General features: G+C 64.0%; 14 protein-coding genes. 4 read left to right on the top strand and 10 right to left on the bottom strand.

The genetic code is table 11. The annotated features are described in order from the left end of the window. Window positions 1-207: 207 nt before the first annotated feature. The 6 genes from POF53_RS01695 to POF53_RS01670 form a co-directional block, all read right to left on the bottom strand. Window positions 208-1,518 carry an OprD family porin gene (locus POF53_RS01695; protein WP_498966092.1) on the bottom strand — a complete coding sequence of 437 codons (1,311 nt, stop codon included), beginning with the start codon at window positions 1,516-1,518 and terminating at the stop codon, window positions 208-210. A 204-nt stretch (window positions 1,519-1,722) separates the two neighbouring features. Further along, a complete protein-coding gene (locus POF53_RS01690) occupies window positions 1,723-1,947 on the bottom strand; it encodes a hypothetical protein (RefSeq protein ID WP_050703787.1) in 225 nt (74 codons plus the stop codon). A gap of 130 nt (window positions 1,948-2,077) precedes the next feature. Further along, window positions 2,078-3,493 carry a heavy metal sensor histidine kinase gene (locus tag POF53_RS01685; protein WP_203647952.1) on the bottom strand — a complete coding sequence of 472 codons (1,416 nt, stop codon included), beginning with the start codon at window positions 3,491-3,493 and terminating at the stop codon, window positions 2,078-2,080. A gap of 141 nt (window positions 3,494-3,634) precedes the next feature. Then, window positions 3,635-4,306 carry a heavy metal response regulator transcription factor gene (locus POF53_RS01680; RefSeq protein WP_110736828.1) on the bottom strand — a complete coding sequence of 224 codons (672 nt, stop codon included), beginning with the start codon at window positions 4,304-4,306 and terminating at the stop codon, window positions 3,635-3,637. 9 nt (window positions 4,307-4,315) lie between these two features. Further along, on the bottom strand, window positions 4,316-7,408 hold the full coding sequence (locus POF53_RS01675) for a multidrug efflux RND transporter permease subunit (RefSeq protein WP_498966089.1): 3,093 nt from the start codon (window positions 7,406-7,408) through the stop codon (window positions 4,316-4,318). Then, window positions 7,405-8,670 carry an efflux RND transporter periplasmic adaptor subunit gene (locus tag POF53_RS01670; protein ID WP_498966087.1) on the bottom strand — a complete coding sequence of 422 codons (1,266 nt, stop codon included), beginning with the start codon at window positions 8,668-8,670 and terminating at the stop codon, window positions 7,405-7,407. Before POF53_RS01670 ends, POF53_RS01675 begins: the two co-directional genes overlap by 4 nt. 222 nt (window positions 8,671-8,892) lie before the next feature. On the opposite strand from POF53_RS01670, the gene POF53_RS01665 reads away from it, so the two are divergent. Continuing rightward, entirely contained in the window at window positions 8,893-10,476 is a 1,584-nt protein-coding gene (locus POF53_RS01665; protein ID WP_234560466.1) for a methyl-accepting chemotaxis protein, read from the top strand. A gap of 212 nt (window positions 10,477-10,688) precedes the next feature. Here POF53_RS01665 and POF53_RS01660 read toward each other — a convergent pair whose 3' ends face one another. Together POF53_RS01660 and POF53_RS01655 are read right to left on the bottom strand one after the other, a co-directional pair. Continuing rightward, on the bottom strand, window positions 10,689-11,423 hold the full coding sequence (locus tag POF53_RS01660; RefSeq protein ID WP_232854699.1) for a YkgJ family cysteine cluster protein: 735 nt from the start codon (window positions 11,421-11,423) through the stop codon (window positions 10,689-10,691). Then, the gene (locus POF53_RS01655; protein WP_050703793.1) at window positions 11,420-11,725 is read right to left on the bottom strand and encodes a hypothetical protein; all 306 of its coding nucleotides are present in this window, start codon (window positions 11,723-11,725) and stop codon (window positions 11,420-11,422) included. Before POF53_RS01655 ends, POF53_RS01660 begins: the two co-directional genes overlap by 4 nt. A gap of 187 nt (window positions 11,726-11,912) precedes the next feature. On the opposite strand from POF53_RS01655, the gene POF53_RS01650 reads away from it, so the two are divergent. Then, complete coding sequence (locus POF53_RS01650) at window positions 11,913-13,664, top strand: anti-phage dCTP deaminase (RefSeq protein ID WP_498966084.1); 1,752 nt, start codon at window positions 11,913-11,915, stop codon at window positions 13,662-13,664. A 196-nt stretch (window positions 13,665-13,860) separates the two neighbouring features. On the opposite strand, the gene POF53_RS01645 is transcribed toward POF53_RS01650, so the two are convergent. Together POF53_RS01645 and norR are read right to left on the bottom strand one after the other, a co-directional pair. Further along, entirely contained in the window at window positions 13,861-14,760 is a 900-nt protein-coding gene (locus POF53_RS01645) for a chemotaxis protein (protein ID WP_203647948.1), read from the bottom strand. 240 nt (window positions 14,761-15,000) lie between these two features. Continuing rightward, on the bottom strand, window positions 15,001-16,551 hold the full coding sequence (gene norR / locus POF53_RS01640) for a nitric oxide reductase transcriptional regulator NorR (RefSeq protein WP_254464747.1): 1,551 nt from the start codon (window positions 16,549-16,551) through the stop codon (window positions 15,001-15,003). A gap of 154 nt (window positions 16,552-16,705) precedes the next feature. On the opposite strand from norR, the gene hmpA reads away from it, so the two are divergent. Together hmpA and POF53_RS01630 are read left to right on the top strand one after the other, a co-directional pair. Beyond that, window positions 16,706-17,884, top strand: coding sequence for an NO-inducible flavohemoprotein (gene hmpA, locus POF53_RS01635; RefSeq protein WP_254464746.1), 1,179 nt, complete (start codon window positions 16,706-16,708; stop codon window positions 17,882-17,884). A gap of 700 nt (window positions 17,885-18,584) precedes the next feature. Next, on the top strand, window positions 18,585-19,091 hold the full coding sequence (locus POF53_RS01630; RefSeq protein WP_203647945.1) for a disulfide bond formation protein B: 507 nt from the start codon (window positions 18,585-18,587) through the stop codon (window positions 19,089-19,091). Window positions 19,092-19,421: the final 330 nt, after the last annotated feature.

Below are 19,421 nucleotides of genomic sequence, written 5' to 3'. Positions count from 1 at the left end.
CGTTTCGACGTTCCTGGAGTGTTTTCGAAGGGGATTTAAAAGCGGGGAGTGCGGCGCGGATCCTCAGCGCCATGGCCAAGGCGTTGATCAATGACCTGGAGATCGGCTTGAACCGTAACCGTTGAAGCCCATCGAGGGGCAAGCCCGCTCCCACGCCTGATAAGCCACCTGGCGTGGGAGCGGGCTTGCCCCGCGATCGGTTCCGGATCAGAACACGTTCAGCGGATAATCCACGATCACGCGGAATTCGTTGTTGTCCTGGATGTTCGAGTACGCCGCGTTGGCCCGGTGCGTGGCATAGCGCAGCAGCACCGACAGGTCCTTCAGCTGGCCTTGCTGGAACACGTACTTCACGTCGAAGTCGCGCTCCCAGTGCCGGGCATTCTCGCCGTCGGCGTTATAGAAGGCGTAGTACTGGGTGTCCTGGCTGGCCTTGGTCAGGTCGGCCTTGCCGCGCGAGTACGACAGCGAGGTGCTCAGGCCCGGCATGCCGAGGCCGGCGAAGTCGTAGTCGTACTGCAGCTTCCAGGAACGCTCGTTCGGCGCGTTGAAGTCCGAGTACATGCGCGAGTTGTCGAGGAAGATGCTGTCGCCCAGGTTGATGTAGTCGAACGGCGTGTCGCCGTTGACTCGCTGGTAGGCGGCGGTGACGCTGTGGTACCCGGCGGCCACGGTGAAGTGCACGCTCCAGGTGTTGTTGTCGATGTCGCCCAGCTTCGACTGGCCGGTGTCCTGGGTGTGGTAGAAGTGTACGCCCGGGTTCAGGCTGACCAGATCGTTGACCTGGTAGGTGTAGTCGAAGTCGGCGTAGTACTGGTTCCAGATGTCCTTCAGCTCGGCGGCGTAGACGTTGGCGGTAACGCCTTTGGTGCCGCTCCAGGAGGCGCCGGCCCAGCTCAGGTTCTGGCTGTCCTGCTCGCGCGTCTGGTTGCTGTAGTAGGTGTTGATGCGGCGGTGGCCGCTCTGGTTGTACGGCTTGGTGAAGCTGACCTTGCCGCCTTCGAGCATCAGCCCGTCGATGCTGCGGTTGGTCACGGCGACGCCGCGGAAGGTCTGCGGCAGCATGCGGCTTTCGCCACCGGCGATCACCGGGTTGGTGAGGAACAGGTCACCGGCCTTGAACTCGGTGTCGAAGCCCTTGAGCTTGATCGCGCCGCCGGCGGTGGAGAAGGCGTGGCGTGCCTTGTCTTCCGGCGCGCTTGGCAGGATCGAGGTGCCGGCGCGGCCACCGCCGCCGTCCAGCTTCAGTCCGACCATGGCGTGGGCGTCGAGGCCGAAGCCGATCACGCCCGGCGTGTAGCCGGACTCGAAGCGGGCGACGGCGCCTTGGCCCCACTCGCGCTTGTCCTTGATCGAGGCATTCTTCTCGTTGCGGTTGAAGTAGGCATTTCTGAAATGCAGGTTCAGCGTGGAACCCTCGATGAAGCCTTCAGCCTTGTCTTCATCGGCCTGTGCGGCCACGGGCATCGTTGCGGCCAATGCAACGAACAACGGGGTGAAACGAAACGCAAAAGACACCGGTACAAACTCCTTTGGTCAAGCGATGGGGCAGTTTTTTATTGTCGTGTCTGCAAGTTCTTATTAGAGACGTAACAGCCAGGCTGATATTTTCGACGCATAAAAAAAGCCGCTGAAAGGCAGCGGCTTTGAAAGGCTAACATATCGTCACGGGCACTGCCCATGGTGTAGCCAAGGGAAAACTGGAAACTGGAGTCAGGCCAATCAGCTGTCGGCATCGGTGTCGACAGAGACTTTGGAAGCAGTCTGCCGTGCGTCTTTTACCGCATCGGCCTGTTGCGCGGCGTAGGCTTCGCGAGCCTCTTGGTGAACGGCGGCAAACTCAGCGTTACGGGCGACAAAGGCCGGGGATTCTTCCGCCATGGCCAGGGGCGACAACAACAGGGAAGACAGGACGAACACGCTGGCAATACCCATACTGTTGGACATGTGATGCAACCTTCTTGCGCGGCAAGTGCTAATGGAGACAGGGCTAAAGTTAGTCCTGTAAACAGCGGGGAAACAGAGGCTGTTCAGATAAGCACTGTTGCGCAAAAAGTAATGATCACGGCAAAAACACTCAGACTTTTACCGCAAACCCGCGTAGTTGAGCGTTTGGCAAGTTGATACCGAAGGTATTGGCGCCCGCTTCGCTGTGCACGAAAACACTGCCGCCGTGCATCAGGGCGATCGCCTTGACGATGGCCAGGCCCAGTCCGTGGTTGCCGCCGCCGCTGTTGGCGCGTGCCGCATCCACCCGGTAGAAGCGCTCGAACAGCATCGGCAGGTGCTCGTCGGCAATCGCCGGCCCCGGGTTGCTCACGGCGATGCTGACCTGTTCCTCGCCCGCCTCGATGCGCACCTGGATCACCTGGTGCGGCGCGGTGTGCTGCACGGCGTTGTTCAGCAGGTTGATCAGCGCCCGGCGCAGCTGGGCCTTCTCGAAACAGGCCTGGGCGTCACCGCTGACGCTGACGCTGACCTGGGCGTCCTCGAGGATGAAATCGAGGTAGTCGAGGGTGGTGGCCACTTCCTCGGCCAGTGAGGCGCTGGTCAGCGAGGTGGCCTTGCTGCCCTGGTCGGCGCTGGCCAGGAACAGCATGTCGTTGATGATGCTGCGCAGGCGCTCCAGCTCTTCGAGGTTCGATTGCAGCACCTCGAAGTAGTGCTCGGCGCTGCGCCCGCGGGTCAGGGCGACCTGGGTCTGGCCGATCAGGTTGGTCAGCGGCGAGCGCAGTTCGTGGGCGACATCGGCGTTGAACGCCTCGAGTTGCGAATAGGCCTGGCTGACCCGGTCAAGGGCGGCGTTGAAGGCACCGGCGAACTGCGCCAGTTCCGGCGGCAGGTCGCGGGTCTGCAGGCGCCCGTCCAGGCGTGGCGGGGCCAGGGCCTGGGCTTCGTCCGACAGCGCCAGCAGAGGCTTGAGGCCGATGCGCGCGACCCAGTAGCCGAGTAGCGAGGCCAGCAGCACGCCGAAGGCGGCCAGGCCGACGATGGCCACCAGCAGGCTGTGCTGGGCCTGCCAGAAGGTCTCGGTGTCGATGCCGATCAGAAAGCGCAGCGATGGGCGCTCACCCAGTGCCGGCAGTTCGCTGACCAACACCTTGTACGGGTAGGGGCTGTCGCTCAGGCGCAGGTCGCGCATGCCCGGCGCGCCCTCGGCGAAGCCGCGCACCTGTTCGGTGGGATGGCCGTATTCGAACGCCGGGTTGCTGCTCACCACCCAGAAGCGGATGCGTCGGTCTTCCTCGCTGAGCAGGTTGAGCTTGTTGTTGATCTTGGCCCAGTGCTCGGGAGTGCCGTAGCGGTTGAGGGTGGATTCGAGCACGCTGAAGCGCGCGTCCAGTTCGGCGGCCGGCAGCAGGTCGAGGCTGCGGTCGACCTGGCGGTACAGGGCGCTGCCGATCAGCACGAACACGGCCAGGGCCACCAGGGTGAACAGGGCCGAGAGGCGCAGGGCGATGGAGTTGCCGGGTTTGGCACGCAAGAGGTTCATGTCCGATTGCCCGTCGGAGGTTCGTGGGAGCGGGCTTGCCCCGCGAACACCGGCCAAGCCGGTGCCATCCACGGCGCCGCCTGCATCGCGGGGCAAGCCCGCTCCCACGCTATCAACGAAATGCGTGCAGCGCCCCTGAGGCTACCCACGGTTCTCCAGGACATAACCCATACCTCGAATGGTATGCAGCAGCTTGTTGTCGAACGGCCCGTCGAGCTTGGCGCGCAGGCGCTTGATGGCCACCTCGACGACATTGGCGTCGCTGTCAAAGTTGATGTCCCAGACCAGCTCGGCGATGGCGGTCTTGGACAGGATCTCGCCCTGGCGCCGGGCCAGCACGCTGAGCAGCGAGAACTCCTTGGCGGTCAGGTCCAGGCGCGATCCCGCGCGGGTGGCCTTGCGCGCCATCAGGTCGATCCACAGGTCGGCGACCTGAATCTGCAAGGGCTCGTGGATGGCACTGCGCCGGGTCAGCGCCTGCAGGCGGGCGACCAGTTCGAGGAACGAGAACGGCTTGCCCAGGTAGTCGTCGGCGCCTTCGCGCAGGCCGTGGATACGGTCCTCGACCCGCTCGCGGGCGGTGAGCATGATCACCGGCGTCTGCTTGCGCGCCCGCAGTGCGCGCAACACGCCATAGCCATCCAGGCCCGGCAGCATCACGTCGAGCACGATCACCGCGTAGTCGCCTTCCAGGGCCAGGTGCAGACCGTCGATGCCGTCGCGGGCCAGGTCGACGGTGAAGCCCTGCTCGGTGAGGCCGCGATGCAGGTAGTCGGCGGTTTTCTCTTCGTCTTCGATGATCAGCACACGCATGGTCTTGTCTCAACTGGCGGTCGGCGCGGGGGCGGCAGCGGCCCGGCGGCGGAGGAACAGACGCTCCAGGGCCAAGTATATGACCGGGGTGGTGAACAGCGTCAGGGCCTGGCTCACCAGCAGGCCGCCGACCACGGCGATGCCCAGCGGCTGGCGCAGCTCGGCGCCGGTGCCGAAGCCGAACATCAGCGGCACCGCGCCAAGCAGCGCGGCCAGGGTGGTCATGATGATCGGACGGAAGCGCACCAGGCATGCCTGGCGGATCGCCTGCTCTGGCGTCATGCCATGGTGACGCTGGGCGTCGAGGGCGAAGTCGATGAGCAGGATGCCGTTCTTCTTGACGATGCCGATCAGCAGCACCACGCCGATCAGGCCCATGATGGTGAAGTCCTGGCCCATCAGCCACAGCAGGATCAGCGCGCCCAGGCCCGCCGAGGGCAAGGTGGAGATGATGGTCAGCGGGTGCACGAAGCTCTCGTAGAGCACGCCGAGGATGATGTACACCGCCACCAGCGCGGCGAGGATCAGGTACGGCTGGCTCGACAGCGAGCTCTGGAACGCCTGGGCCGCGCCCTGGAAGTTGCCGGCGATGGAGTCGGGCATGCCCAGCTCGCGCTGGGTGCGTTCAAGGATCTGCACCGCATCGCCCAACGCCACGCCGGGGGCCAGGTTGAACGACAGGTTGGCCGCCGGGAATAGGCCGTCATGGCTGATCGACAGGGGGCCGGTGCTGGGCGGCGCGACATGGGCCAGGGCCGACAGCGGCACCATTTCGCCGGACAGCGGCGAGCGCAGGTAGAAGTAGTTGAGGCTTTCGGCCTTGCCACGCTGGCGGGCGTCCAGTTCGAGGATCACCTTGTACTGGTTGGTCTCGGTCTGGAACTCGCTGATCTGCCGCTGGCCGAAGGCGTCGTACAGTGCCTGGTCGACGTCGGTGGTGGTCAGGCCGAAGCGCGCCGCGGCCTGGCGGTCGATGTCGATGCGGGTGACGCTGGCGCCCAGCTGCAGGTCGTTGGACAGGTCGCGAAACGCCGGATTTTCACGCAAGCGCTCGGTCAGGCGCTGGGTCCACAGGTTCAGGGCCACGCCGTCGTTGCTCTTGAGCACGTACTGGTACTGGGTGCGCGAGGGGCCGGAGCTGAGGTTGATGTCCTGCCCGGCGCGCAGGTACAGGACGATGCCGGGGATTTGCATCAGTTTCGGGCGCATGCGGTCGATCCATTCACTGGCCGACACATCGCGTTCGCCACGGGGCTTGAGGGAAATCCAGAAGCGGCCGTTGGCGATGGTCTGGTTGCTGCCGGTGACGCCGACCGAGTGGGAGAAGGCGCGCACCGCAGGGTCGGCCTCGATGATCTTCGCCAGGGCCTGGTGTTTCTCGATCATCGCCGGGTAGGAGACATCCGCCGCCGCTTCGGTGGTGCCGAGGATGAAACCGGTGTCCTGCAACGGGAAGAAGCCCTTGGGGATGGCCACGTAACCGGCCACCGCCAGCGCCAGGGTCAGGCCGAAAACGCCGAGGGTGATGCGCCGATGCACCAGGGCCCGGTCCAGGCCCTTTTCGTACCAGCGCACCAGGCGCTGGCCGAGGCCGCCGTGCTGCTCCTCGGGCGGGCGGCGCATGCACAGCGCGGCCAGGGTCGGCGCCAGGGTCAGCGAGACCACCACCGAAATCAGGATGGTCGCGGTGGCGGTCAGGGCGAACTCCTTGAACAGCCGGCCGACCACGCCGCCCATGAACAGCAGCGGAATGAACGCGGCGATCAGCGAGAAGCTGATCGACACCACGGTGAAGCCGATCTCGCCGGCGCCCTTGAGCGCGGCGGTGCGGCTGTCGTCGCCGGCCTCCAGGTGGCGGTGGATGTTCTCCACCACGACGATGGCGTCATCCACCACGAAGCCCACGGCGATGACGATGGCCACCAGGGTCAGGTTGTTGAGGCTGAAACCGAACACGTACATCAGCGCGCAACTGGCGATCAGCGACACGCCGAGCACGCTGGAGACGATGAAGGTGGCCGACCACTGGCGCAGGAACAGCGCCATCACCCCGATCACCAGGGCCACGGCGATCATCAGGGTCAGCTCCACTTCGTGCAGCGAGGCACGGATGGTCTGGGTGCGGTCCTGCAGCACCGAGACATCGACCGCCGCCGGCAGCATCTCCTGCAGGCGCGGCAGGGCTTCGAGCACCCGGTCCACGGTGTCGACGATGTTGGCGCCGGGCTGGCGGAAGATCACCAGGTTCAGCCCCGGCCGGTCGCCGGACCAGGCCTTCACATAGGCGTTCTCGGCGCCATCGATCACCTTGGCCACGTCGGCCAGGTGCACCGGCGCGCCATTGCGGTAGCTGACGATCAGCCTGGCGTAGTCCTCGGGATGGAACAGCTGGTCGTTGGCGGCAATGGTCGACACGCTGTGTTCGCCGTACAGCGCGCCCTTGGCCAGGTTGAGGCTGGTCTGCTGGATGGCCAGGCGGATATCGGCCAGGGTCAGGCCGATGGCGGCGAGCTTCTCGGGCTGGGCCTGCACGCGGATGGCCGGGCGCAGCTGGCCGGTGATGTTGATCAGGCCGACCCCGTCGATCTGGCTGAGCTGGCGGGCCAGCAGGGTCTCGGCGTAATCGCTCAGTTCGTTGCCGGGCATCTGCGTCGAGCTGACGGTGAGGATCAGCACCGGGCTGTCGGCCGGGTTGACCTTGCGCCAGGTGGGCGGGCTGGGCATGTCCTGGGGCAGGCGCGCGGTGGCGGTGTTGATCGCCGCCTGGACTTCCTGGGCGGCGGTGTCGATGTTCTTGTCGAGGGTGAACTGCAGGATCAGGTTGGTCGAGCCCAGGGCGCTGCTGCTGGTCATCTGGGTCATGCCGGGGATGGCGCTGAACTGCACCTCCAGGGGCGTCGCCACCGACGAGGCCATGGTTTCCGGGCTGGCGCCGGGCAATTGGGCGGTGACCTGGATGGTCGGGAAGTCGGCCTCGGGCAGGGGCGCCACCGGCAGGCGCGGGAAGGCGATGGCGCCCAGCAGCACCAGGGCGAAGGTCAGCAGCAGGGTGGCGATGGGGTGGTCGATGCACCAGGCCGAGACGCCGTTGCGGGTGTTCATGGCTGGCTCGCCTCGGCTTTGGCGTTGTCGGTAAGGGCCTCATCGCGGGGCAAGCCCGCTCTCACGTCCTGTTGCTGCCTGGGTGGGAGCGGGCTTGTCCCGCGATTGCCATCCGCCAGGCGCTGCGACTGCTTGCACTGTGACTCGCCACTGAGCTCCACGTGGCTCCCCGGCTTGAGCCGCGACTGTCCATCGAGCACCAGGCAATCGCCGGCCTTGACCCCGGCGATGACGTTCAGCGTGCTGTCCTGGTACACCACCTTGACCGGCACGGCGCTGACCTTGTCGCCGTCCATGCGGTAGACGAAGTGGCCGTCGATGCTGCGTTGCACCACCGGCGGCGGCACCACCAGGGCGTCCTCGTCCACCGCCGTGCGCAGGCGCACGGTGACCAGCTGGCCGGGCCACAGGCGGCCGTCCTGGTTGTCGAACTCGGCCTTGATCCGCACCGTGCCGGTGGTGGTCGAGACCTGGTTGTCGATCAGCATCAGGTGACCCTTGGCGAGCAGGCTGCGTTCACCGTCGGCGTCCATGTACGCTTCGACCTCGGCGGGGGTAGGCGATTTCAGCAAGCCCTGCAGGACCGGGAGCTGCTGCTGAGGCAGGGCGAACTCCACGGCGATCGGGTCGATCTGGGTGACGCTGAACAGGCTCTGGGTGTCGCTGGTACGCACCAGATTGCCGGGGTCGACGTTGCGGATGCCGACGCGGCCAGTGACCGGGGAGCGGATCTGTGTGTAGCTGAGTTGTACCGCGGTGTTGTCGATGGCCGCCTGGTTGCCTTTGATGGTTGCCTGCAACTGGTTCACCAGGGCCTGCTGCTGGTCGAGGGTCTGCTTCGACACGCCGTCGTCGGTGCTGAGCAACTGGTAGCGCTTGAGGTTGACGTTGGCCACCTGCAACTGCGCCTGGGTCTGGCCGAGCTGGGCGCGGGCCTGGTCCAGGCTGGCGCGGATCGCCCGGTCGTCGAGAGTCGCCAGCAGGTCGCCTTGCTTGACCCACTGGCCTTCCTTGACCAGCACCTGGGTCAGCACGCCCTCGACCTGGGGGCGGACCTCGACGCTGTGCAGCGACAGCACCGAGCCGATGGCGCCGAGGTAACGCGGCACGTCCTGCTGGGCCACGGCTATCACCCGCACGGGGATCGCGCTGGCGGCGCGATTGGCCGGGGCTTCGTGGCGCAATCCCTGCCAGGTGCCGACGACGGCCAGCAGGACAAGGGCCAGGGCGGCGATAACGAGGGAGCGGGACGGACGTCGCATCGGGGCGGGCACCTTGGCCAAGGGGCTAAGAAAAGGATTCGGCTATTGCAGGGTTATAGCGCGCTGACCGGGTCGGCAGCGTGACGCCTGGCTGTCACGGCTGTCAGTTTCGGCGGCTTGATGGCCAAGTGCCAATACCCTGCCATGGATCAATGTTGCGCCGGCGTTTGCCCCTAGAGTCGTACGCCCTGCCGATTTCACGTACAACAACGAGAGCCTCCGATGAAGTGCAATATGCCTGTTACCGGTCGCGAAGTGGATTACCCCGGCGACGCCAATATCCTGTCCACCACCGACCTGGACAGCCGCATCACCTATGCCAATGACGATTTCCTGCGGGTCAGCGGATTCTCCCGCGAGGAGTTGCTGGGCAACGCCCATCACATCGTCCGCCACCCCGACATGCCGCCCCAGGCATTTGCCCAGATGTGGCAGGCGCTCAAGGCCGGGCGCTCGTGGATGGGGCTGGTGAAGAACCGCTGCAAGAACGGCGACCACTACTGGGTGAGCGCCTTCGTCTCGCCGATCAGCAGCGGCGGGCAGGCGCTGGAGTACCAGTCGGTGCGGACCAAGCCCGGGGCCGAGCAGGTCGCCGCGGCTGAACGGTGTTATGCGCGTCTGCGCGAAGGTCGGCGTGGCTGGCGCGAGCGCTTGCCGGTGCTGGGGCTGGGTTCGCGTCTGTCGCTGGCGGTCGGCGTCGTGCTGGCGTTGGTGCTGGGGGCCGGGCAGTGGTGGCTGGGGGCGCCGCTGCTGGAATCGCTGGTAGAAGTAGCGGCGGCGGCAGGTTTGAGCAGCCTGGCGATCCTGTTACTGCTGCGCCCCTACGAGCGGCTGCGCCAGCAGGCCCAGGCGATCGCCGACAACCCACTGAGCCAGCAGTTGTACACCGGCCGGCGTGATGGCCTGGGGCAGATCGAGTTCGCCATGCGCATGCTCAAGGCGCAGCTGGGGGCGGTGGTCGGGCGTATCGGCGATACCTCGTCACGCCTGGCCGGACATTCCGGCTCGCTGGTCGAGGCCTTGCACAGCAGTCATGCCAACAGCCTTGAGCAGCAGAGCGAAGCCGACCAGGTGGCCACCGCGATCCACCAGATGAGCGCCAGCGTCGCCCAGGTGGCCAGCAGCGCGCAGATGGCGGCGATGGCCGCCGACCAGGCCGAGGACGAGACCCAGTCCGGCCACCAGCTGGTCGACCGCAACCGCTGCGCGATCCAGGACCTGGCAGGTTCACTGGTCGAGGCCAGCGAGGTGATCCACCAGCTGGAGAGTCACAGCAGCGAGATCTCCGGGGTGCTCGATGTGATCCGCGGCATTGCCGAGCAGACCAACCTGCTGGCGCTCAACGCCGCCATCGAGGCGGCCCGGGCCGGTGACCAGGGGCGTGGCTTCGCGGTGGTCGCCGACGAGGTGCGCGGTCTGGCCCAGCGCACCGCGCAGTCCACCCACGATATCCAGCGCATGATCGCCGCCCTGCAGGACGGCGCCCGCGCGGCGGTGCAGGTGATGCAGCAGAGCAGCGCCCATGCCGGGCACAGTGTCGAGCAGGCGCAGCTGGCCAGCGACGCGCTGGACAGCATCAGCGTGCGGGTCAACCAGATCAACGAGATGAGCCTGCAGATCGCCGCGGCAGTGGAGCAGCAGAGCCAGGTCAGCGAGAACATCAACCGCAACATCACCAGCATCCGCCAGGCCAGCGAGGCGACGGTCAGCGTCGGGCAGCGCAGTCATAGCAGTGCCAGTGACGTGGCGGACCTGGCCAAGGACCTGCGGCGGCTGGCGGATGAGTTCTGGCGGCGGTGTCAGTGATTGATTGAGTTGTCAGGGCCGGCCCTATCGCGGGGCAAGTCCGCTCCCACAATGTTGGCATCGAAGCATCGAAGCATCGAAGCATCGAAGCATCGAAGCATCGAAGCATCGAAGCATCGAAGCATCGAAGCATCGAAGCATCGAAGCATCGAAGCATCGAAGCATCGGAGGGGGAGGGCGTGGGAGCGGGCTTGCCCCGCGATTGGATCTATCTAGAATCCGATGAACGCATAGTAGACCGGCGCCTCGCCCGTCACCTGCAAGCGATGAGCTTGTAGTTCGGCCGCAAGCGCCTCGTCCTGCACATGCACCCCCCACGGCCCATCGACCGCCTGTGGCGCTTGTTCCAGCACCGCAGCAAACGCCGCCATGTCCGGCAACCACGCAGTAAACCCGTTGCCCTTCAGCGCACTGGTGGTCATCCCCAGCGCCTGGCATATCGCCACCTTGGCGGCGATATCGTCGCGGTCCGCCTGGCGCGAGGCCTCGATCAAGGCGCGCAGTGCCTCATCCACCGGCAGGCTGCCATGAATCAGCTCAGGCCCCTGCTCCCAGGCCTCGGGCGGGCAGTCCTTGTTTTCCGGCCGCAGCGGCAGGTGCGGGTTGATTTCCGCCGGGTAGATGCGGCAGACCAGCGGCCGGCTTTCATAGATGCCGCACAGGTCGTTGTCATCGAGGTTGCGACAACGTCCCGGGTTGAACGCGGCGAAGGTGACCGACACCTGCAGTTGCCCGGCGCCACAGGGCACCGGGAACGAGCGGCGCAGCACATGCTCGCGCTGCTCTGCCGGCATGCCAGGACCATCGGCAATGAACCCTTCGATCAGCACCACCACCTGGCCGCCGGAGGCCGCCCACTGATGGGCCTCGGCAAGCGTCAGGGGCACATGATGGCCCGTGCAGCATTTGCCGCAGCCGGTGCAGGCGAAGCGAATGCTGTCGCTCATCGCTTGCCGGCTTCCCATTCGCTGGTAAAGGCTTGCTGGCGTTGGCGGTCGTAGAGGCACAGCTCGGTGCCGGTGCGGTTCTGCATGTGCTTCTGGGGGTAGGTGCCTTCGATCAGCAGCGCGCTGTAACCGACCTGGTCGTCGAACTCGGCGGGTTTGCCCAGGGCGTGGGCATCCTTGAACTGGCTGGCGGCCAGGCAGGCCTTGAGCATGTGCTGGCGCTGGTCGCTCCAGGCTTGTGGCGTCGAAGCTTGGGCGGAAACGGTTAGTAACGAAAGGCTAAGCAGTATCGAACGTAGCATGGGGCATGACCTCAACAAGAGAGGGAATTATGCCTTTCCATTGGCGCAACGCAAATTGCGAATTTTCCTACGTTTTTAGCGGAAGGCTGAAACTTTATTAGCAAGCATTGCTCGCGCTGGAAAGAGGATGATTCGTGGCTATACCTGTAGGGATTCAAAAGCCAACGGGCAACGGTGAGGTCATGGAATGCGTTTCGAGGGATCATTCGCGCAGCTGAAGGAGCGCCTGGAAATATTGGCGCAGGTTGGAACATGGAAAGAACTTAACCCGAACCAGTTTGAGTTTCGCACCCATAGCGGTGGTGTGATGTCTTGGTACCCGGGCACGGGTGAACTGAGTTTTCAGGGGAAGCCGGAGTCCTCCCTGGAGCTGGAGCAGTTGGTAAGAGGGATACTGTCACAGGACGGTGAGGCCATGCCCGATGCCCGGCCACTCATGGAAAATCTTGCGCACGCTCCTGAATTCATGAATATGTCCTTCCTGGATGATTCCTATGCGGATTCCGAGTTGGTTCTGGGATTCGTCGGGGCACTGGGAACTGACCTGAAAGTGGTTTGCCAAATTGTCGAAGATCGGCTCAAGGCGTTTCGCTATACCTCTAACTCCATTCGTATATCCAGTGAGGTTATTTCAAAAATCGGGAACGTTCCGGACACAGAAAACCGCGTTGAGCGTATAGACAGGTACATGCGTGAAGGTAATCGGTTAAGAGAGGTGTCAGGGGATAATTCGATACTGGCGTTGGGTGCTGCTGTCGCCATCAGCCAATTGAGGTACCAGAAAAATCAGGGAGCGCCTGGTAGAAATGCCTATCTGATCAACTCACTGAAAACACCGTTTGAGGTGCAGCGACTGCGGAAGATTTACGCTGGAGGGTTCTTCTTGATCGGCGTGCATGCGGACCATGAGCGCAGAAGTCGCTATCTTCTCAAGGACTTGCAGTTGACTAAGGAGCAGGCGGCGGATCTGATTTCACGGGATGAGAACGAAAAAGAGCCACATGGGCAGCACACCCGAGATACTTACCATTTGTCTGATTTCTTTGTCAGTTATGACGGGAATCTTGATGCCCTCAAGAATCAGGTCTGGCGAATTCTGGATCTGTTGTTCGGAAAGCCCTACGTCACCCCCACTTTCGATGAGTATGCGATGTTCATGGCATTTTCTGCCTCACTGAGGTCCGCTGACCTATCACGGCAGGTCGGTGCTGTACTGACCAAGCACGATTGCATCATCGCAACGGGGGCTAACGATGTACCCAAGGCAGGAGGCGGCCTGTACTGGCCAACCAGGAGTGAAACACATGAAATTGTGGATGAGGAGGATGGAAGGGACTACAAACGAGGCGAGGACTCCAACGCCATGCAAAAAAAGGAGATTGTAGACAACATCATTCGCTCATTACCCGAGCACTGTCGGGATGAAGTGGCGCCGTTGATAAGAAATAGCGGAATAAAAGATATCACTGAATACGGGCGGGTCGTCCATGCGGAAATGGAAGCGCTGCTGTCATCTTCAAGAATGGGGGTAAGTGCAGTTGATAGCACGCTGTATTGCACCACTTACCCTTGTCACAACTGTGCAAAACACATTATTGCCGCAGGTGTCGACCGTGTGGTTTATGTCGAGCCTTACCCCAAGAGTAAGGCTCAGAAATTTCATTCGGATTCGATTTCCCAGGACCGTTCGCACAAAGGGGTATTTTTTGACGCGTTCATCGGCGTGGGCCCAAGAAGCTTCTTTGATCTGTTTTCCATGAGTCTGGGTAGCGGCTACGCTGTCATACGTAAGACCGAGGATGGGCAAACGGTTGACTGGACTGAAGCAGATGCTAGATTGCGCACCCAGATGCTGCCTTGTTCATACATCGATCATGAGGATGAGGCTGGGTATACTTTGTCAATGTACTTGAAGGATGATTCCGATGAACGGAAGTAAAGAGGAATTTCTTCGTTACCTCGATGAATGTCGAGAAAAGGTCGAGCAGTGGCCGACCTGGAAGCGGGGGGCCGTGAAAGCGCCGAACCGAGAGCCAGTCGTTTCCAGGGCGGCCTCGCAGCCCCGCCCTCAGTCGACGAATAGCCGCTGAGGCCTCAAGAGCCATGCACTCGCATGGCTCTTCACGCTCTGGCTTTCAGCGCTCCTCGAATACCACCGCCCGCGCCGCCGTCACCAGGCAGTTGGTCAGCTCCGGCGAGGAGAACTTGGTCAGGATCGCATTGGCCCCCGCCAGCTTGGCCTTGTCGCCGCTCATCGCGCTGTCCAGCGAGGTGTGCAGCAGGATGTACAGGTGCTGGAAGTCGGGGGTTTCGCGCAAGGTGCGGGTGAAGGCGAAGCCATCCATCTCGGACATCTCGATGTCGGAGACAATGATGTTGATCTCCCTGTCGGTGCCTTGCAGTTCCAACAGCACGTTGATCGCATCCTTGGCGCTGCGCGCGGTATGGCACTCGATGCCGAGGTTGCGCAGGGTGTGCACCGACTGCTGCAGCGCGACCTGGCTGTCGTCCACCACCAGGATATTGGCGGCGGCCAGCAGGCTGGCGTCTTCCTCGCTGACTTCGCCCGGGTGCGGCTCGTGGGGCGGCGGGGCGATGCCATGGATGACCTTCTCGATGTCCAGCACCTGCACCAGGGCGTTGTCGACCCGGGTCACGCCGGTGATGAACGAGCGGTTGCCCGAGCCGTAGGGCGGCGGCTTGATGTCGGTGCTCAGGCAATGGACGATGCGGCTCACCGCCTGTACGTGCAGGCCCTGGCGCGAGCGGCTGATCTCGGTGACGATCAGGCAGCCGCCGTCGGGGTCGGCCAGGGGCATTTCGCCGATGGCCCGGGACAGGTCGATCACCGACAGCGAGTTGCCGCGCAGGGTGGCGACGCCTTTGACGTGCGGGTGGGCCTCCGGCAGCTTGGTCAGCGGCGGGCAGGGGATGATCTCGCTGACCTTGAGCAGGTTGATTGCCATCAGCTTGCCGCTGCGCAGGGTGAACAGCAGCAGGGACAACGAGTCCGCGCGGGCTTTTTGCGTGGCCATGGGCAACCTTCGGTTCGAAATGGGGGGAGGATGCCGGGTTATCGGCTTTTTGGCGTCAGGCTTTAGCTTAGTTTGCTATTTGCAGTCCATCGCGGGGCTGTAACTGTAGGAGCGGCCTTGTGCCGCGAAAGGGCCGCGAAGCGGCCCCGGCAGTTTCAGCGTTTCATCGATATGAGGGGCTGCTGCGCAGCCCTTTCGCGGCACAAGGCCGCTCCTGCAGGGGCTGCACATGGCCTGAAGCTAGCGCAGTCCCAGTCGCTTGGCCAACCGGCTCAGGTTGGCCCGGTCCAGCCCCAGTTCCCGCGCGGCGGCGGCCCAGTTGTCCCCGTGGCGATTCAGGCACGCTTCGACGATCTGCCGCTGATAATCATCCACCGCCTCGCGCAGCCCACCCTCGGGCAATGGCGCGTCGGCCGACGGCACCTCGGTTTCCACCTGCGGGGGCGGCGCCACGTTGCGCAGGTCGAGGTCGGCCGCCTCCAGGGTGAGGATCTTCGGCCGCTGTCCGTGTTGCCCCAGCGCCTTGAGCGCCGAACGGCCGATCAGATGCTCCAGTTCGCGCACATTGCCCGGCCAGCCGTAGGCCAGCAGTGCGGCCTGGGCGTCTGCGGACAACCGCAGGCTGCCCAGCCCCAGGCGCGAGCGGTTCTGTTCGAGGAAGTAGCCGGCCAGCAGTAGCACGTCGCGACCCCGGTCCCGCAGCGGTGGCACGTGCAACGGGTAGACGCTCAGGCGGTGGTAGAAGTCGGCGCGGAAGTGGCCGCTGCGCACTTCCTCGGCCAGGTCGCGGTTGGTCGCGGCGATCAGGCGCACATCCACGCGGTGCTCGCGATCCGAGCCCAGCCGCTGCAGCTGCCCGCTCTGCAGCACCCGCAGCAGCTTGGCCTGCACCGCCAGGGGCAGCTCGCCGACCTCATCGAGGAACAGCGTGCCGCCGTTGGCCAGCTCGAACTTGCCCCGGCGTTCGCCGTGGGCGCCGGTGAAGGCGCCGCGCACATGGCCGAACAGTTCGCTTTCCACCAGGGTGTCGGGCAGGGCGGCGCAGTTGAGGCTGACCAGCGGTTTGTCGGCACGCTGGCTGGCGTGGTGCAGGGCCTGGGCCACCAGCTCCTTGCCGACGCCGGTCTCGCCGGTGATCAGCACGGTCAGGTCGCTGCCGCCGACCAGGCGGATCTCCTCGACCAGACGTTTGTGCGCCTTGCTCTGGCCGATCAGTTCCCGGTCCTGGCCGCTGGCCTGGCGGTACACCTCGGCGCGCTGGTGTTCGTCCTCGGCACGCAGGGCCAGGTGCTCGATGCGCTCGGCCACGGTCACCGTGGCGGCGGCCAGGCTGGCGAAGGCCTGCAGGGCATCGAGCTCCAGGCTCTGGAACTGTCCGGGGGTGAGGGCGTCGAGGGTCAGCAGGCCCCACGGGCGCTCGTCGACCATCAACGGGCAGCCCATGCAGTCGTGGACTTCGAGGTCGACATGCTCGGCATTGACCAGACCGTCATAAGGGTCGGGCAACGGGCTGTCGCTGGCGAAGCGGGTCGGCTCCGGGCGCCCGAGGAGAGTCTGAAAGCGCGGGTGTTCGCTGACCTTGAAGCGCCGCCCCAGGGTGTCTGGCGACAGGCCGTCCACCGCCAGCGGCACCAGCCATTCGCCGTCCAGGCGCAACAGCGCTGCAGCATCGCAGGGCAGCAGGCCACGCATGGCACCGAGCAGGCGGCGGTAGCGCTCCTGATCGGGCAGGTCGCAGGAGAGGTCGCTGACCAGGGGGAGGAGGGCGGTGAGCAGGGGCTTTGCAGTCATATGGACTCCTGTTGGTCGTAATGACTATACGCCTGGGTGTGTCTTTATGACACTGATGTGCTCAAAAGCCTGATTTTATTGGTGTTTAAAGTTGGCACGATTGCTGAAAAGCCTTACGCAACCATTCGAAGCCAAAGGCTCAGGAGTTGTCGCAATGCTCAATGCCGAACAACGTGCAATCATCAAGGCCACTGTCCCCCTGCTGGAAAGCGGTGGCGAGGCCCTGACCACCCACTTCTACAAACTGATGCTCAGCGAGTACCCCGAGGTGCGTCCGCTGTTCAACCAGGCCCACCAGGCCAGCGGCGACCAGCCGCGCGCCCTGGCCAACGGCGTGCTGATGTACGCCCGCCACATCGACCGGCTCGAGCAGCTGGGCGACCTGGTCGGGCAGATCATCAACAAACATGTGGCCCTGCAGATCCTCCCCGAACACTATCCGATCGTCGGCAGCTGCCTGCTGCGCGCCATCGAGGAAGTGCTGGGCAAGGACATTGCCACCCCTGAAGTGATCGCCGCCTGGGCCGCCGCCTATGGCCAACTGGCCGACATCCTCATCGGCGCGGAAGAGCACCTCTATAAAGAGAAGGAGCAAGCCGCTGGCGGCTGGCGTGGTACCCGCGAGTTTCGCCTGGTGCGCCGCGAGCAGGAAAGCAGCGAGATCGTCTCGTTCTACTTCGCACCTGTCGATGGCCAGCCGGTGCTCAAGGCCGAGCCGGGCCAGTACATTGGCCTGCAACTGTTCATCGATGGCCAGGAACAGCGTCGCAACTACTCGCTGTCGGCCCTGTGCGACGGCGAGCAGTACCGCATCAGCGTCAAGCATGAGGCGGGTGGCAAGGTCTCCAACTACCTGCATGACGGGTTGATGGTCGGCGATACCCTGCAACTGTTCCCGCCGTCCGGTGACTTCACCCTGGCCGCCAGTGACAAGCCGCTGGTGCTGATCAGTGGCGGCGTGGGTATCACCCCGACCCTGGCGATGCTCGAGGCGGCGCTCAAGACCGAGCGTCCGGTGCACTTCATCCATTGCGCGCGCAATGGCGCGGTGCATGCGTTCCGCGACTGGGTCGACGGCCTGGCGGCGCGTCACCCGCAGCTCAAGCGCTTCTATTGCTACGCCGAGGACGATGGCAGTCGTGCTGCCGACGCGGTGGGCCTGCTGGATCAAGACCTGCTGGCGGAGTGGATGCCGCGTGAGCGCGATGTCGATGCCTACTTCCTCGGGCCGAAGGGCTTCATGGCCGCGATCAAGCGCCAGCTCAAGGGCTTGGGCGTGCCGGAAGGGCAGAGCCGTTACGAGTTCTTCGGGCCGGCGGCGGCGTTGGAGTAGCAATCGCCGGGGGCTGCTGCGCAGCCCGTTCGCGGCACAAGGCCGCTCCTACAGGAGTGCGCGATCCCTGTAGGAGCGGCCTTGTGCCGCGAACGGGGCGCAAAGCGCCCCCGGGGATGCTCACCATCCCAATTGCTCGCAAGCCAGCTCCCGTACCGGATGCTCCCAACCGTGGGTAATCGAGAACGAAGCGGACCATTGCATTCTCCGTGCGGGGGCTGGCTTGCCAGCCATTGGGCCTACCACCCCTTCTCTATATAGAAAGTGATGAACGCCTCTACACCCGCGTTCATCTTTAATCCTCCTTTAATCACTGTATCCTTCACTCCCGGGTGTTGAGGGGCCTGCCCCTGTCCGGCGCTCGGGCTGGCGTATTTTTCATGTGCGCCAGTGAACCGAAATCGACCCGCTCGGTCCTAGTGTCCTGTCTCGGAAATAAGCTGTTCACTTTTGGCGGCGTCTTGGGCGCCCGGCCGGCGTTGCCACTCCTCGCCATAGCCCTGCTATGACTCGTCGCGGCGCCTTGGCCGAACACCCAAGCCACTCGCCAAAAGAGAACGTATTTCCGAGACAGGACACTAGGTCATCAATGGATAGCCGCGCACGCCCCTCCTCGATGCATTCAAAGGTCATCTCCAGCGTGTAGACTGGGCGCCCCTCGGGCAGCCCGCGCTGCCACTCTCCATCGAAGGAATCGGCAATGAACGAACTCTCATCGCGCCTGAATCGGGAACGGCGCTTTCTGGTGCTCCTCGGCGTGATCTGCCTGGCGCTGATCGGCGGCGCCCTGTACATGCAGGTGGTGCTGGGCGAGGCGCCTTGCCCGCTGTGCATCCTGCAGCGCTATGCCCTGCTGTTCATCGCGCTCTTCGCCTTCATCGCCGCGGCCATGCCCGGGCGTCGCAGCCTGACCTTCTTCGAGGCGCTGGTGGTGCTCAGCGCCATCGGCGGGATCATTGCGGCGGGTAACCATGTGTATATACTCGCCAACCCGATGGTCAGCTGCGGCATCGACACCCTGCAGCCCATCGTCGACGACCTGCCGCTGGCCAAGCTCTGGCCGCTGGCCTTCCAGGTCGACGGTTTCTGCTCCACCCCGTACCCGCCGATCCTCGGCCTGTCGCTGGCGCAATGGGCGCTGGTGGCCTTCGTCCTGACGGCGGTGCTGGTGCCCCTGGGGATCTACCGAAACCGACGTCGCGCTTAGACCAAAGTCCCGAATTGACCTGGGTCTATTGCGCGGCGAGATAAGCCGCAGTGCGCACCGCACGATTGATCCAGGTCAGCCACCAGCCCTTGCGCGGCAAGGCTTTCAGGGCTACTGGAAGGGGTGCGACAAACTGTCGCGAAGTTGATTTTTTGACCAGCATTGTTACGCATTCTGTAAAAGACTGTTGCTCAATAAGTCATAGTCATCGTTGAACGACCTATCTACAATCGCCCCCAATTTCCGTTCGGCACTGCTTGCAAGTCGCAGGATTGATGGAAGCCGCAGCGCTTTCCATTTGCTGACTTCGTCAAGTTTCGCCCAACGGCG

Source organism: Mitsuaria sp. RG (genome assembly GCF_028369275.1).
GTDB lineage: Bacteria > Pseudomonadota > Gammaproteobacteria > Pseudomonadales > Pseudomonadaceae > Aquipseudomonas > Aquipseudomonas peradeniyensis.
The sequence above is the reverse complement of the archived record's forward strand: the minus strand, read 5'-3'. Positions and strand labels throughout refer to the sequence as shown.